At 35.0% G+C, this 15104-nt stretch carries 15 protein-coding genes and 1 tRNA gene; 2 read left to right on the top strand and 14 right to left on the bottom strand.

Annotation, left to right across the window (positions count from 1 at the left end; genetic code table 11):
• Nucleotides 1–23 precede the first annotated feature (23 nt).
• Genes FJR47_RS01810 through cysK form a run of 3 tightly spaced genes read right to left on the bottom strand, consistent with a single transcriptional unit; the run spans nt 24 to nt 1991 of the window.
• Nucleotides 24–482 (bottom strand): hypothetical protein, encoded by a 459-nt coding sequence (locus FJR47_RS01810; RefSeq protein ID WP_152298779.1) that lies wholly within the window; start codon nt 480–482, stop codon nt 24–26.
• Nucleotides 476–1075: an aminotransferase class IV family protein gene (locus FJR47_RS01805; protein WP_152298778.1), complete on the bottom strand. Its 600-nt coding sequence runs from the start codon at nt 1073–1075 to the stop codon at nt 476–478. Before FJR47_RS01805 ends, FJR47_RS01810 begins: the two co-directional genes overlap by 7 nt.
• Entirely contained in the window at nt 1068–1991 is a 924-nt protein-coding gene (gene cysK / locus FJR47_RS01800) for a cysteine synthase A (protein ID WP_152298777.1), read from the bottom strand. Before cysK ends, FJR47_RS01805 begins: the two co-directional genes overlap by 8 nt.
• Nucleotides 1992–2060: 69 nt before the next feature.
• Here cysK and FJR47_RS01795 point away from each other — a divergent pair, with 69 nt between their 5' ends.
• Both FJR47_RS01795 and FJR47_RS01790 read left to right on the top strand, forming a co-directional pair.
• A complete protein-coding gene (locus FJR47_RS01795) occupies nt 2061–2417 on the top strand; it encodes a cupin domain-containing protein (RefSeq protein ID WP_152298776.1) in 357 nt (118 codons plus the stop codon).
• Nucleotides 2389–3342 carry a phospholipase A gene (locus FJR47_RS01790; protein WP_241855412.1) on the top strand — a complete coding sequence of 318 codons (954 nt, stop codon included), beginning with the start codon at nt 2389–2391 and terminating at the stop codon, nt 3340–3342. Before FJR47_RS01795 ends, FJR47_RS01790 begins: the two co-directional genes overlap by 29 nt.
• An 18-nt stretch (nt 3343–3360) precedes the next feature.
• On the opposite strand, the gene FJR47_RS01785 is transcribed toward FJR47_RS01790, so the two are convergent.
• The 11 genes from FJR47_RS01785 to FJR47_RS01735 all read right to left on the bottom strand — a co-directional run bounded on the left by FJR47_RS01785 (nt 3361) and on the right by FJR47_RS01735 (nt 15095).
• A tRNA-Leu gene (locus FJR47_RS01785) sits at nt 3361–3445 on the bottom strand.
• A 57-nt stretch (nt 3446–3502) separates the two neighbouring features.
• Nucleotides 3503–3817, bottom strand: coding sequence for a F0F1 ATP synthase subunit C (locus FJR47_RS01780; RefSeq protein ID WP_137011867.1), 315 nt, complete (start codon nt 3815–3817; stop codon nt 3503–3505).
• A gap of 173 nt (nt 3818–3990) precedes the next feature.
• On the bottom strand, nt 3991–6156 hold the full coding sequence (locus tag FJR47_RS01775) for a polyribonucleotide nucleotidyltransferase (RefSeq protein ID WP_152298775.1): 2166 nt from the start codon (nt 6154–6156) through the stop codon (nt 3991–3993).
• Entirely contained in the window at nt 6146–6808 is a 663-nt protein-coding gene (locus FJR47_RS01770; protein ID WP_188093735.1) for a phosphoribosyltransferase, read from the bottom strand. The genes FJR47_RS01775 and FJR47_RS01770 overlap by 11 nt, the downstream gene beginning before the upstream one ends.
• A 4-nt stretch (nt 6809–6812) precedes the next feature.
• Nucleotides 6813–8981 carry an LPS-assembly protein LptD gene (locus FJR47_RS01765; RefSeq protein WP_152298774.1) on the bottom strand — a complete coding sequence of 723 codons (2169 nt, stop codon included), beginning with the start codon at nt 8979–8981 and terminating at the stop codon, nt 6813–6815.
• On the bottom strand, nt 8974–9423 hold the full coding sequence (locus tag FJR47_RS01760; protein WP_152298773.1) for an RDD family protein: 450 nt from the start codon (nt 9421–9423) through the stop codon (nt 8974–8976). Before FJR47_RS01760 ends, FJR47_RS01765 begins: the two co-directional genes overlap by 8 nt.
• 13 nt (nt 9424–9436) lie before the next feature.
• Complete coding sequence (purD, locus tag FJR47_RS01755; protein WP_152298772.1) at nt 9437–10702, bottom strand: phosphoribosylamine--glycine ligase; 1266 nt, start codon at nt 10700–10702, stop codon at nt 9437–9439.
• 399 nt (nt 10703–11101) lie between these two features.
• On the bottom strand, nt 11102–11740 hold the full coding sequence (locus tag FJR47_RS01750; protein WP_152298771.1) for a uroporphyrinogen-III synthase: 639 nt from the start codon (nt 11738–11740) through the stop codon (nt 11102–11104).
• Nucleotides 11741–11751: 11 nt separating this feature from the next.
• Entirely contained in the window at nt 11752–13302 is a 1551-nt protein-coding gene (guaA, locus tag FJR47_RS01745; RefSeq protein WP_152298770.1) for a glutamine-hydrolyzing GMP synthase, read from the bottom strand.
• 159 nt (nt 13303–13461) lie between these two features.
• Nucleotides 13462–14910: an L-aspartate oxidase gene (gene nadB, locus FJR47_RS01740; RefSeq protein WP_152298769.1), complete on the bottom strand. Its 1449-nt coding sequence runs from the start codon at nt 14908–14910 to the stop codon at nt 13462–13464.
• Complete coding sequence (locus FJR47_RS01735; protein WP_188093771.1) at nt 14907–15095, bottom strand: hypothetical protein; 189 nt, start codon at nt 15093–15095, stop codon at nt 14907–14909. The genes nadB and FJR47_RS01735 overlap by 4 nt, the downstream gene beginning before the upstream one ends.
• Nucleotides 15096–15104: the final 9 nt, after the last annotated feature.

The following is a 15104-nucleotide window of genomic DNA, read 5'->3' as shown; positions in this document are numbered from 1 at the left end:
AACTCTACAAGTTGCAACAAAATCTACTTTTTTATAAATTTTGAATTCTCAGGATTTGATAGAAAAGAGGCCATTGAACTTTCAACTCCTCCATTATCTATTTCTTTAACTTCTTTTTTCTCTTTTTTGTAGTTTGCCAAATTTATAAGCAGTGGAGTTTCATCAACAATTATCTGCATTATACTTAAAAGAGGAACACTAACGACACTGCCAAAGTTCTCCGCTCCAAAGCCTGCTTCAAAAACTAAACTGTTTTCAACAATGCTAGCCGTCTCAAATGTATATCCAGCTAAGAAGAAAAGTGTCATTTGTCTAAATTCTGCACTTATATCTTCAGGAAGAGGCGGATCAAAAGATATGCTCTCTATTTTACAAAGAATACCGAAGTTTTGATCTTTCTCAAATAAAAAAAATATTATATTTTCCATATTTTTTTGCATTATTTTTGCAAAATCATTATCATTTATCAAATTATCTAGCACAAAAAATCCTTTGTGTTTTTTGCAATTATATCAAAATTTATCATGGCATTCATAAGAGCTACTCTGCTGAAATTTTTCAAATCTTTTACATGTATCTCTTCTTCAAATATTTTGCTCTCTTTTAAAAGTCTCTCTCTAGTCGTACCCTTTAAGAGCGGTAATGCAGGCGTAATCCATCTTTTTGAATCAAAAAAAGCTATATTTGCTATCGTAGTATCGGTAATAAAAGAATTTTTTACTATCAAAACATCATCACACTCACCTCTTAACTCATACAAAGCATCTAACTCATCTCTGTATACAGATTTCAATGAATACTCAATCTTATCATTATAAACAAGTTTTAATGATTTTGTATCTCTTTTTTTGTATGGATGATATGTTACTTTTATCAAATGAGATGCTTGTGACAAGTCATATGTTAAACGGCATCTGTAAATTCCAATTTTTGGAGGGTTTAGATACTTCTGCAAATTTTGTGCATCTAAAATATCAAATTTTTTTAAAACGCTCTCATATCTCTTTTGATGAAAAGAGAGATTAAAAACTTCTCCATCAACTGCTTTAATTGTTTCTAAAAAAATTTTATTCATCAAAAAGTTCTGTACTTAGATACCTCTCGCCGGTATCGCAAAGAACAGTCAAAAGCGTTTTGCCTTTAAACTCCTCTCTTGAAGCAATCTGCATCGTCGCATATACATTTGCCCCCGCAGATATGCCCACAAGCAAGCCCTCATCTTTTGCAAGCATTTTTGCTGTTTTTATCGCATCTTCGTTACTCACTTTTATCACTTCGCCATAAACAGAAACATCCAGTGTGTCTGGAATAAATCCGGCTCCAGTTCCTTGAATGGCATGCACTCCAGCGCACTCTCCAGAGAGAACTGCAGATGCTGCAGGTTCTACTGCAAATATTGCAATATGAGGTATCTCCTTTTTTAAAACCTTTCCAGTTCCACTCAGCGTTCCGCCTGTTCCAACAGCAGCAATAAATGCATCAAGTTTTTTATCTGTATCGCTCAAGATTTCTTTTGCAGTTGTCAACATATGAACTTCAGGGTTTGACGGATTTTTAAACTGCTGTAAAACTATTGAATTTGATATCTCTTTTTGAAGTTCATCTGCTTTAACAATTGCACCGCTCATACCTAAATGCGCAGGCGTTAAAATCAGCTTGGCTCCAAATGCTTTTAGCAGTTTTCTTCTCTCCAGACTCATCGACTCAGGCATAGTTAGAATCAGCTTTAAATTGAGTGCTGCACAGTTTGCCGCAAGCGCTATTCCAGTATTGCCGCTTGTAGGTTCAATTACAGTAGTCCCCTCTGTTATCTCTCCTGCTTCCATCGCTCGCTTTATCATGTTAAAACCTATTCTATCTTTTACCGAGCTTGTTGGATTCATAAATTCACATTTTGCAATTATATTAGCACCTGTAAGTTTAGACGGTTTATTTAATCTAACCAAAGGGGTGTTTCCTACAAGCTCTGTTATATTTTTTGCAATTTTCATAAATAATCTCCATATAAATCAAACACAATTTATGATATGCTACCAAAAATATTATTATAGGAGGCTATAATGTACCTACACAAAGAGATCAATTCCATTGAGGCGGTGCCTCAAAAAGCGGGAAAAGGTGTATCTATGAAGATGCTTTTATCTCCTGATGAATCGCCAAATTTTGCAATGAGAAACTTCATAATAGAAGCAGGTGGATATATGCCGCTTCACACAAATAGTGTTGAGCATGAACAATATGTGCTTTCAGGTCGTGCTTCCGTTCAGATAGAAGATGAAATTATAGAGGCTAAAGCAGGTGATATTTTGCTGATACCAGCAGGTGTTTCTCACAGTTATAAAACTCTTGGTGAAGAAGCATACAGCTTTTTATGTTTGGTTCCAAATAGTGAAGACTGTATTACTCTTATTAAATAAAACACTTTTTGTTACTTTGCTTTTTATAGCCGGCTCTTCTCTTATTGCTAATGAAATAAACAGCAACAAAGAAACCACGGATAGTGTAACAAGTGAAGATGAAGCAAAAAAACTTTTTCTTTTCCAACATCTTGATATGCCAAAAGATTCAGATGGAAGAGAGGCAATGGTAACAAAAATTTTTAGTAACTTCGGGTTGCTTCCGTATGAAAAAAATTTTTTAATTCCTTTTGCATATACAACAAAAAATTATGAACAAAGAGACCCTATCGCCTACCCAGGCTATGAACAATTTGACAAAAATATTGAAGCAGAATTTCAAATAAGTTTAAAAAAAGATATAAGCTACAATCTATTTGGTCTCAATGAGATAATAAGTTTGGGATACACGCAAGAGGTATGGTGGCAATTTTATTCAGATTCCGCTCCATTTCGTGAAACAAACTACAGACCTGAAGTATGGCTTACTTTACCTATTCAAGATAAAGAGTTTTCAGAATTTGGATTTAAAGCTGTTAAAATTGGCTTTTGGCATGAGTCAAATGGAATGGGAGCACCACTCTCTAGAGAGTGGAATCAAATCTATCTAGAGTCTTTTTTTTACAGCAGAAATCTTATGACAAGCCTTAGAGTATGGGTAGCAGATGCAGGAGACGACAATAAGGATATAACCTCTTATCTGGGATATGGACATTTAAAATTAAACTATTTTCTTAAAAAACATCAGTTTGACTTAACATGGCGCAACAATCTTCGTTTTAACGGTGAAAATCGAGGTTCTATTGAAGTAGAGTGGTCATACCCTACAGGAAATTCAAAAAACAACTTCTGGTATCTTAAACTGTTTAACGGATATGGAGCAAGTTTGGTAGATTATAATAATCATCAAAATAGAATTGGATTTGGATTTTTGTTTTCGCGTTGAGAAGTTTTATATTTTTTATGGTGCGATCGGAGAGATTTGAACTCTCACACCCGTAAGGCACTACCCCCTCAAGGTAGCGTGTCTACCGTTCCACCACGATCGCATAAAGAAAATTTAAAATTGCTGACCCTAGAGGGTCAGCAAGGGTTACTTTGGTTGATTAACCTAAGTAAGGGTTTGCGTAAAGTGCAATTAGAGCAATTACAAGTGCATAGATAACTTGAGCTTCGATCATCGCAAGAGCGATAAACATAGTTGTCATTAGTTTAGCACCTAAACCTGGGTTTCTTGCAGTACCAGCGATTGTAGCAGCAGCAGTATGACCCATACCGATAGCTCCACCAAGAGCAGCAAGACCAAGACCAAGACCTGCAGCGATCATTGAGTACGCTTTAAGAGTTTGGTTAGCAACATCACCATCAGCAGCAAATGCAGCAGTAGCAAGAGCTAACATTAAAAATAGAACTTTTTTCATAGTTTCTCCATTAAAATTATTACAAACTTTTTCGGCTAGCGTAACCATACCCACAAAGATATAGCAACCCAAACATAAATGCAAGGATTTCCCTACTAAAATTTGATTTGCGATTATATAAAATTAGTTCTAAAAAAGAGTTTAAGTTTTATAAATTTTATATATTAAAACTATTACGCACGGCCTAAAGAAATTTTATTGCCTTTAAACTCCAAAATTTCTACATCTATTTCATCACCCTCTTTAAGAACATCACTAACTTTATCTACTCTTTGATCAGATATTTTTGAGATATGGATAAGCCCATCCGTTCCATCTGGAAGTTCTATAAATGCACCAAAATCAACTATTTTTTTAACAATACCTTTATATTTTTCGCCTACTTTATACTCAATTTTTGCAACCTTTGGAGCATTGACAATTCCTTCTATATGCTCTCTTGCAGCTTTTACACCGCTTTTGCTTTTGCCTGTTACTTTAACTTTTCCCACTTTTTTATCTATATCAATAGCAACTTCAAATTTCTCAATAATTTCACGAATTGTTTTCCCGGCTTGACCGATAATATCACCTATAAAACTTGGATGAATATGAAAAAAATCTGTACTTGGCAAAACTCCCTCATTAAACTCTATCTCTTTTTCAGCTTCTTGCATAATATCTATAATATGGCTTCTTCCCTCTTTTGCCTGGTAGAGTGCCTCTTTTAGGATATCTAAGCTTATACCGCCGAGTTTTATATCCATCTGCATAGCAGTTATTCCCTCTTTCGAACCTGTTACCTTAAAATCCATATCCCCGTCATGATCTTCAAGTCCCATAATATCTGATAAAATTGCATATTTATCACCCTCGCTTACCATACCCATTGCGATTCCGGCAATTGTGTCACTTGTCTCAATATCTGCTGCGCGAAGTGCCATATAGCCCCCGCAAACGGTTGCCATTGAAGAGGAACCGTTTGATTCTAAAATTTCAGAAACCAGACGAATCGTCTGACCATCAAGATCAACTATCGGCTCTAGTGCTCTTTTTGCTAAATTTCCATGTCCAAGCTCTCTTCTTTTTGTTCCCATTATAGGAGAAGCCTCACCTACACTAAATCCGGGAAAGTTATAGTGAACCATAAAATTTTCATTTTGCGCACTTTCATCAGTCAAGGTTTCAAACATTTGCGCATCTTTTGCTCCTCCAATTGTAAGAACAACAAGCGCTTGAGTTTGTCCACGAGTAAAAAGACATGATGAGTGCGCACGAGGAAGCAGATTTGTACTAATGGATATTGGTCTAATCTCATTTAAAGCTCTGCCATCAGCGCGAACTCTTTCCTCAAGTATCTGAGCTCTTACCTGCTCTCTTTTTACTTTCTCAATCGCATCTTTTAGCTCTACCTCATCCCAATGCTCTTGCGTAATAATAATTTTTTTTCTAAGCGCTCTTAGAGCTGTTGAGCGTTCTGATTTTGCCATCTGATTCATTGCAGATTTTATATCCGAAAAATGATGTTTTCTTACATAATCCACCATCTCTTCATTGATTACATGTGCTTTGTACTCTATCTCCAATGTCTCTTTTTTGAACTCTTGGAATGAATCTTCATACTTAACATTATTTGCAAAAAGTAGCTTCTCTGCCTCTTCTAAAACACTTATTAGCTCATCTTCGTTTACTGCATTTGATATATGTGTTGTTATGATAGGAGCGCTCATTGTCGGATCCATTAAAGGGTCTACTGATAAAGTACTATTTACTCTTTCTCCACCGATACTTCTCATCTCAATCATCAAAAGTTCATCTTTTGTTCCAGATAAGTAAAGGTCGAGTGTAGATTCATTAAGTTGAGAAAGCGTTGGATTAAGTATCAACTCTCCATCAATTTTTGCAGCTCTTACAGCAGAAACTGACTTGTTAATATCAATATCACTGACAAACAAAGCAGCCGATGCGGCATTTAACGCTAAAATTTGTAAATCTGCCTCTGCATCTACACTAAAAGTCATAATTGTAATTTGCGTAGGATGTCCAAAACCTTTAGGAAAAAGCGGGCGAAGTGAACGATCCACTATACGGGATGTTAAAGTTTCAAAATCACTTGGTTTTGTCTCACGCTTGAAAAATCCGCCTGGGATTTTACCTGCTGCATATGTTTTTTCAATATATTGAACTGTAAGAGGAAGAAAATCATCTTTTACTATTTCCGTCTCGTCTATTACAACCGTTGCAAGAATAACTGTATTACCGCTTTTTACCCATGCTGAACCATTTGCCTGTCTTGCAACTTCGGTAAAAGAGTACTCTTCACTTCTATTTTCTAAATCTATTTTAACATTATATTTCATTCTTTTCTCCTAGTATTTTTTCTATTCTATCTTCATCTATTTTCTCTAACTCTTCGTAATATAGTGATGTTTCAACATAATCATCTATACTGTAAAGAAAAAATACATCATCCGCAAACGGTTCTAAAGACTCTAAAACATCACTCGGTACAATCGGAACAGCTATATAAACTGCTTTGGGTTTCATCGACAAAATCATTTTAAGAGCAGTTAAAAACTTTAACCCTGTCTCACTTCCTTCATCAACCAACAAAACTATTTGTTTGTGCATTGATGCAAAAGGCCTACCCTTCCTGTATTGATACATATAACTCAATATCTTCTCTTCATGTTTTCTATGCGCCTCGCCGTAAATATAGTCATATTTGATCCCAAAAGCGGAGACAAGATTTTCGTTTATCACTATCTCTTCACTTTCGCAAACTCTGGCTATTTCACATTCACTATTATTTGGAGCCATAACTCCTTCTGAAAAAAGAAAATCAATACTGTTTTTATATTTTCCCCTTAAATAATAGGCAAGATCCAAACCGCCTCTTGAAACTGCAACTATTTTCCAGTTTTCTTCTTTAAGCTTTTGCATAGGTATAACATCATAAAGTCTTTTCGCCGCATCTTCTCTGTTTTTGAATATATTTTTATATCTCTTCATTATTTTAATTTGTCTCCGACTTATCAGGAAGTCTAAACATAAAACCTGATAATCCTCCATCAGGTTTCATGATTGGTTTAAGTCTAATTGTTACATAAATATATCTGTCATATACTGAATCAGACTCTCCATACTGGTTAAGAATCGGTCTGTTATTTTCAAGATATGTTAAACCAAAATCCCAACATCTTTTTTGATATAAAAAACCAACCTCAAAACTCTTTTTCTCACTTCTTTGCAAATCATAATCGAGTTTGAAATTATATGAATAGTGTTTATCGTATTTATACTTTAAACTTGATGTTATATAGCTGATTTCTGATTCTGGGTCAGTTATATCAAATGAATTTTTATACATATGCGACAAACCAAGATTAAAACTGCTGTTTACATAAGATATTTTATTGAAATTTTTAGAAAAATCATTCTCATCATAATTATAAAACATATTATTGTAAAAATTTATATTATCGGTTATTTGATAATCTAGCTCATTTTCAAGCTCTTCTGCCCCGCCTTCAACATCCTCATAAGAGATGTTTTGTGAAAGCCTATGGTAAAAAACCTGTTTTCCGGAAATATCATAAAGATAGTGTGAAAAATAGAGTTGAAGATTTTCCTTAACATCTGATATATTGTAAAATTCACATATATCTTCCGTTCTGTTCTCTTTTATAGAACAGTAGTCTTTTTGCTCTTCATAATAGCCATCTTCAAATTCAGAACCCGCCAATTGATACTGTGCTCCAAAATCAATAGTGTGTGTTATCTCATCAAAAGCGCGAGTAAGCTGTGATGATGCTGTTATTAGATGATCATGCCTTGCAAAAAAGCCATTGTTATACTCATCTATTGACAAATCCTTTACATCACCCCTAAAATTTGTATGTTGTGCGTAAATATTTGATCCGTAGGATAGATGCATAAACTCATCAAAAAGAGATGTTTGAAGTGTCAAGGGAATATTTATATCTGTCTGAATAGCACTCTTTCCAACTTCTCTGTAATAATTATTGCTTTTTACATCTAAACTGTATAAAAAATGATCTTTTAAAAGTGTATCAATATATCTATGATAATGAAGTGCCGGAAGATTTTGAAGAGTCTCTTCGTTTGTATCTAAATTTAAATCTTTATAGTATTTAAAATATGCTCCTATATAATTATCATTCATATTATAAAAAAGATTTATTTTTGAAAGCAGCTGAGTAGTCGTAGCATTTTCTGTTGTATCATTTGTAGAGAGATTAATATAATCAACATCATTCATATTGACTATATCCATATAAAGAGCTGACTGACCTTTAAAATTTGTACCGAACCACTGATTTATTACATCGCTGTTTTCATATAAAAAATTAAATCCATAATGCTTTTTATTTGCCAACTCATTTTCAAGAAAATACTCTTCCTTTTCTTTAAAATAGCCGGCAGTCAATGAACCTTTTGAAACTCTGCTGTCTACAAATCTAAATGTAGAATATAAGCCTGAACCTCGATTTGTTCTTATTTGAGGTTTTAATTCCAAATCCCACCAATTTTGCTCAGCTATAAAGAGCGCCTGTTCATAGTAGAAACCTTCTTTATCCGAATACCCGACCATAGGAGGCAAAACTCCTGTTCTTCTTGTTGTATCTAAAGAGTATCCAAAGTATGGCGTATAAAAAACGGGAATGTCATATATGTAAATTCTGGCATTATATAAGTTTAGCCACATTGTTTCTGTATTGTAATCAGCTGATGAAAACTCCATTTTCCAAAAAGGATTGTTGGGATCACATCCACTTGTTATTCCTGATTTTATATCTACATTTGGCTCTTTTGAATAACTTTTAGCTCCGCTAAGCCAAACATTTGATTTATCTTCAAACATATAAAACGGCATAAATGTGCGCTCTTTGTTAGCTATATTTAATTTGGCATACTCTCCGAGCAGCTTAATATTTTCCCCCTGAGTTGCACGAATATTCTCAAACAGTTCCAGTTCTGAACTATTTCTATCATAAACAGCTCTTTGAGCACTTAAATAATAATCTTTATAGATAACGACAACTTCACCTTCAGCTTTTATAATATTATCTTTTGTATCTATAGTAGTTGCATACACTTCAACTTTATCACTACTTATTGCATATGCGGCAAATAATACTAAATATACAAATAATTTAAACATCTACAACCAAAGTTTTAGCAGTTTTATCATGCCATGTTTGTCTTGCAGGATCCATTGCTGCCCATAAAAATCCAAGGTAAAAAAGCATTTCGCTTAACACACGAACAATTGAACGATTAAGAGCAACTATAACATTTGGTTTTTGCATAGTAGAGATCTCTATCACTCTTATTTTCATAGCAATTTTACCTAAAGTAGCACCATACTGCATAACAAAAAAAGCTTGGTAAATTATTTTCATAGCCATATACTCAAAGACATAAGCATTTGTTATAAGAACCATCTCTTCCATTGTTTGAGCTTCAAAAAAAGAGTCACCCAGTGATATAATAAGTAAAAATGAGAGTAGCATCTCATCTATAAAAAAAGCCACAGCCCTTTTTCTAATATTTGATAAAGTCATTCCTTCACGATGAAGGATATCTTGAATCTCTTCGTTCACTTTGTTTCTTTTTTTACAAAGCTTGATAAGCTATGTCTGTTCGAAGTTTTTTACCTGCAAAATGAACTTGCCCGCATCTCAAGTATGCTCTGTCTCTTGCTTCTTTTATAGTGTCTCCCAAACCAACACAGATTAAAACCCTGCCGCCGTCGGCGTAAAGCACGCCATCAACCATGCTTACACCGGCATAAGAGATGTGTGTATATTTTTCTATATCTTCATGATGCACATTGTCCACTATTATCTCTGCAGGTGTAGAGCTTGAGTATGGATAATTTGAACTTGCCATTACCACGCCTACTGCATATTGTTTTGAAAACTCTACTTTTATCTCACCGAGTCTGTTTGTAGCAGCTTTGTAAAACATATCGCTTACACTTGAAACCATAAGCGGCATAAGTATCTCACACTCAGGATCTCCAAAACGGACATTAAACTCCAGCGTAATCGGCTCGCCCTTTACAACCATTATGCCGATAAAAAGAACTCCTTCAAAAGGTGCTCCCTCTTTTTTCATGCCATCAAGCGTCGGACGAATAATTCTATCTTTTACTTTTTGGTAAAGCTCTTCATTAACAAGAGGAGTCGGAGCATAAGCACCCATTCCGCCTGTATTTGGTCCCTCGTCATTATCTTTAAGTCTTTTATGATCCTGCGCAGCCGGAAGCAGAATATAATCATCTCCGTCACAAACTGCAAACATAGAGAGCTCATAACCGTCTAAAAACTCCTCAACAATGACTTTTTTTCCTGCATCGCCAAAACTCTTTCCGCTTAACATTTCAGAAATTGCAACTTTAGCCTCATTATGATTTTGCGCGATAATAACGCCTTTTCCTCCACATAGTCCATCTGCTTTGACGACAATAGGAGCACTTAGCGTATCTGCAAATCTAAAAGCATCCTCTATGGATGCCGTCTCAATATAGCGGGCTGTAGGAATGTTATACTTTGCCAAAAAGTTTTTCATATAAACTTTTGAACCCTCAAGCTGAGCAGCTTTTTTACTAGGTCCAAAAATAGTAAGACCATGCTCTTTAAAAATATCGACAACACCATCAACAAGCGGAGCCTCAGGTCCTACAATTGTTAAATCAATTCCATTGTTTTTAGCAAATTTGGCCAACTCATTATAATCTTTAATATCTACATTTGTTCCTAAAGAGTTTGTCGCACCATTTCCAGGCATAAAAAAAAGTTCATGCCCCTCTTTTTCTTTTGAAATTGCACGAGCAATTGAATACTCCCTGCCACCACTGCCTAAAATTAAAATTTTCATCAACACTCCATACATATCTTTACAAACAGTCTAATTAAGCTAATTATAGCACATTGTCTATTAATTGCAATATTTTAAAAAACTCAACTGTGTTTAGATAGATTATTGATAAAGAGAAGGTTTTAATAAAAAGATTTTATACTATCGTAGTAAAAATAGCCCAGATAGCCGTCTCGCATTTGGCTTGGTTCTAAAAGCCGAATTTGGGCGAAGAGAGAATCTCCTATCGGCGGCATTATCTCGACAGAGCTAACATGTCTCAAACGATAACACCGACACACAGAAATTCTACTAGTTCGCTATTTGAAAATGTAGAACCCTCATTAGTGCGATTTATCGAACTACCCAGACTATTAATATAATTATACAAAAAAAAATCTTGATTTTCTTCTTAAATTGTTATTTTATTTGCAGAGCCAGCTCTATACAGCTCTGTATTGATGTATTTTGGCTCATTATATACTCTGTTGCATCCGGTAAAAAATTCGCTGTTGTTGTACCAATTACTATAACTTTATCCTCAGAAGTAATAGAGTTATTTTTCAAAAAACACTCTATTGATGAAGGAGATGTAAAAATCAAAACAGAGGGACTATCAACTCTTACATCCATAATCTCTTGAGAACATTCACTTACATAAAGAATCTTTTCATCTATTTGATATCCTTCTTCTTTACACTTTTTCACAAAATCCGAAGCTATAACTTCTGCCCGCAGATAGAGCCACTTTGTATCTTTTGAAAACTCATTTATATTTTTTGTAAGATTGTCGCCGTAGCCATCGCCGACCGCCAACACCTTAGCGCCAAATTTTATATAGGCATCTGCTGTTTTTGGGGATACACACAATGCAGGTATATTTATAAAATCTTTTTTATCATACTGATTTAAAGCTTTAATGGTCTGCTTGGATGTAATAATAAGATAATCATATTTGGAAAAATCGATATCAGGCTTCAAGTACCTGACATCTAGGGATTTTACATTGATTGCATGCTCACTCTTGGAAGTTGCAAAAAGGTAGATTTTTTTTGGCATATAAAAACTATTTATTCCCACTCAATTGTTGCCGGCGGTTTGGATGATATATCATAAACTACACGATTAATTCCATCAACTTCATTGATAATTCTTCTGCTTATTCTCTCTAGCAAATCATGAGGAAGATGAGCGAATGTTGCCGTCATACCGTCAACTGCTTCAACAACTCTAACACAAACAGTATTGTCATATGTTCTATTGTCACCCATTACGCCCACAGATTTAACATTAAGTAAAACCGCAAATGCCTGCCATGTTTTATAATAATATCCACTAGCTTTTAACTCATCAAGCAGTATAACATCAGCTTCTCTAAGCAGAGTCAAATCAGCTTCATTTACATCACCCATAATTCTAATAGCAAGTCCCGGTCCAGGAAAAGGGTGGCGGTTGATCATAGATTCTGGAAGACCAAGTTCTAGACCAATTTTTCTCACCTCGTCTTTAAAGAGCTCACGCAAAGGCTCAATCAACTCAAAATCCATCCAATCAGGAAGTCCGCCTACATTGTGATGCGATTTTATAACCTCAGATGGACCGTTTACGCTTACAGACTCTATAACATCCGGGTAGAGAGTACCTTGAGCCAAAAATTTGATGCCCTTATGCTTTTTAGCCTCTTTTTCAAACTCTTCTATAAATGTATGCCCGATTATTTGACGCTTTTTCTCAGGATCACTCACTCCTGCAAGCTTGCCTAAAAAATTCTCTCTTGCATCTACTACAACCAATGGCACTTTTAAATTGATTTTAAAAACCTCCTCAACCTGCTCTCTTTCACCTTTACGCAAAAGACCGTTGTCAACAAAAACAGGAATAAGCTGATCACCAATCGCTTCATAAAGCATAGCAGCTACAACAGAGCTGTCAACCCCGCCGCTAAGTCCGCAAAGAACTTTTCCATCTCCCACTTTTTCTCTTATATTTTTAATCTGCTCTTTTAAAAAGTGCTCCATTTTCCATTTTTCACTAATACCACAGATAGTTCGTGCAAAATTGCGAAGCATCAAATAACCCTCTTCCGAATGTTGAACCTCCGGATGAAACTGCATTGCATATACACGCTTTTCTTCATTTGCAATGGCCGCATAAGGAGAATTAGCAGATGTAGCTATAGGCTCAAATCCTTCCGGAAGAACATCAACTCTGTCTGTATGGCTCATCCAAACAATTCTCTCATTATCACAATCTTTCAATAATGGCGAACACCCTTCCCCTGCGTTTATTATATTGAGTTCTGCTTTTCCATATTCATGATGGTCAGCTCTGATTACACTTCCACCAAAGTCAACTGCAATTCTTTGCATACCATAACAAATACCAAGAACAGGTATTCCCATTGCATAGATCTCTTTATCTACCGTATATGCATCTTTGCTGTAAACAGACGACGGTCCACCGCTAAGAATAATTCCTCTTGGATTTTTTGCTTTAATATCTTCTATCTTTGTATGATAAGGAAGAATTTCACAATAAACTTTATCTTCACGAAGACGACGAGCAATAAGTTGCGTATACTGAGAACCAAAATCTAAAACGATAATGCTAACATTTGTCATTTAAATGCCTTTAATAAGAGTGTTTTGAAGTACCAAAAATGGTTTTTTTACAGGGAATATACCCTTTTGATAGTAAAAGGATACAATAATTAAGATTAATTTTCGATATAGTTCAAGAGTCGCCAAGAAAAAAAAGAGACTCTGAAGCAAAAGAGCTTATCAGCTCTCTTCTTTTTGTATAAAATGTACCCCGATTGACTCATCTCTGGCTAATGCTGCAATAACAATTTCTCTGGCTGTCAATAAACGAAATTTAAGAAGTCTGCCGATTTTCTCATTTAAAAGAGCATTAATTTGGCTCAATGCACTGTTTAAGCCACTTTTTGTTCTGACTATCGATACATTTTGCCACATAATTTTGCGAAGCAGATTTTTTTTGGCTTTATCCTCTTTAAAACTCATTACCTCATCAGTAACTTCAAAAACAACCTCTTTTTTAACATGCTCTTTTTTTAAAATATCCTCAACAGCTCTTTTTCCAAAAACAAGCCCTTCTAAAAGAGAATTTGATGCAAGTCTATTTGCGCCATGAACTTTTGTAGATGCGACTTCACCTATGGCATAAAGAGATTTGACATTTGGAATTGCACCATTTACATCTGTTTTTATTCCACCTATAGCATAATGAAAAGCGGGTGATATCGGAACTCTCTGCTTTGGTACATCAAAACCTAAAAGTTGAAGATTTTTATATATATTTGGAAATCTTTTTGTAAAATAGACATGATCAAAATTTTTAAATGAGAGATATGTCTGCATGCCTGTTTTTTTATTATAATCATATATTGCCTTGCTTACTATATCTCTTGAAGCAAGTTCACCTCTCTCATCATAATCAAATAAAAATCTTTTTCCTTTTTCATCTTCAATAGTAGCCCCCTCACCTCTTAATGCTTCCGTAAGAAGTAATTTTTGAGCTGCATTATTGCCGACATATACCGTTGGATGAAACTGCATCATCTCCATATCAGCCAACTCTATGCCTTTCATAACACAAAGACCCTGCATATCTGCGCTTATACAAGGCGCATTTGTGTGGTACTCATAAAGAGAACCCACTCCGCCGCTGGCAATTATGACATTATCTGCATAAATATTTCTGCACTCTCTATGATCAAGGACAGTCACACCGTAGCATTCGCCATCTTTTATAAGTAGATCCACAACTCTGGCATCTGTTAACATAGGATGAGGATTTTGTTTTAATAAAAAATAGTGCATATATCTGCCGGTTGCGTCTCCGCCGGCATGAAGTATACGCTCTTTGGAATGGGCTGCCTCTTTTGTATAAAGTAATTTTCCCTCTTTATCTCTGTCAAATTCAAATCCACGAGCTATCAAATCATCTATAATAGCTCTTGAACTTTCGCTTAACACTTTTACAGCCTCTTCATCACAAAGACCGGCTCCCGCATCAAGAGTATCTTTTATATGCAAAGGCACATCCTCTTTATCTATCGCCAAAGCTATTCCGCCCTGAGCATAAAAACTGTTACATTTAAAAGTTTCTCTTTTATTTATAATAAGAACTTTTTTATCACGAGGAAGATACATAGCAGCATATAACCCTGCTGCACCGGCACCCACAATTATTACATCATACTTCATCTATTTTCACCGCTGCTTTCATTATTATTACTTTTTTTAATAATAAATTCTATATTTTCATCACTTTGCGGCGCATCTTCTAAATAATATGGATCTGCTTTATAACCACATCCACTTATACTTAATAAAAATATTGCTATAATTATTAAATGAAAAACGCTAGTCAAATTATAAATTCTATTCAAACCAGACCT

The organism is Sulfurimonas xiamenensis, assembly GCF_009258045.1.
GTDB lineage: Bacteria > Campylobacterota > Campylobacteria > Campylobacterales > Sulfurimonadaceae > Sulfurimonas > Sulfurimonas xiamenensis.
Note: the sequence above shows the minus strand (reverse complement) of the source record. Positions and strands in the feature narration are given on the sequence as shown.

What these genes read in the sequence shown, in the direction of transcription:
- guaA (WP_152298770.1), bottom strand. Translation starts at nt 13,302, where the DNA reads ATGACAAATGTTAGCATTATCGTTTTAGATTTTGGTTCTCAGTATACG.
- FJR47_RS01805 (WP_152298778.1), bottom strand. Translation starts at nt 1,075, where the DNA reads ATGAATAAAATTTTTTTAGAAACAATTAAAGCAGTTGATGGAGAAGTT.
- FJR47_RS01795 (WP_152298776.1), top strand. Translation starts at nt 2,061, where the DNA reads ATGTACCTACACAAAGAGATCAATTCCATTGAGGCGGTGCCTCAAAAA.
- purD (WP_152298772.1), bottom strand. Translation starts at nt 10,702, where the DNA reads ATGAAAATTTTAATTTTAGGCAGTGGTGGCAGGGAGTATTCAATTGCT.
- cysK (WP_152298777.1), bottom strand. Translation starts at nt 1,991, where the DNA reads ATGAAAATTGCAAAAAATATAACAGAGCTTGTAGGAAACACCCCTTTG.
- FJR47_RS01770 (WP_188093735.1), bottom strand. Translation starts at nt 6,808, where the DNA reads ATGAAGAGATATAAAAATATATTCAAAAACAGAGAAGATGCGGCGAAA.
- nadB (WP_152298769.1), bottom strand. Translation starts at nt 14,910, where the DNA reads ATGAAGTATGATGTAATAATTGTGGGTGCCGGTGCAGCAGGGTTATAT.
- FJR47_RS01750 (WP_152298771.1), bottom strand. Translation starts at nt 11,740, where the DNA reads ATGCCAAAAAAAATCTACCTTTTTGCAACTTCCAAGAGTGAGCATGCA.
- FJR47_RS01765 (WP_152298774.1), bottom strand. Translation starts at nt 8,981, where the DNA reads ATGTTTAAATTATTTGTATATTTAGTATTATTTGCCGCATATGCAATA.
- FJR47_RS01780 (WP_137011867.1), bottom strand. Translation starts at nt 3,817, where the DNA reads ATGAAAAAAGTTCTATTTTTAATGTTAGCTCTTGCTACTGCTGCATTT.
- FJR47_RS01775 (WP_152298775.1), bottom strand. Translation starts at nt 6,156, where the DNA reads ATGAAATATAATGTTAAAATAGATTTAGAAAATAGAAGTGAAGAGTAC.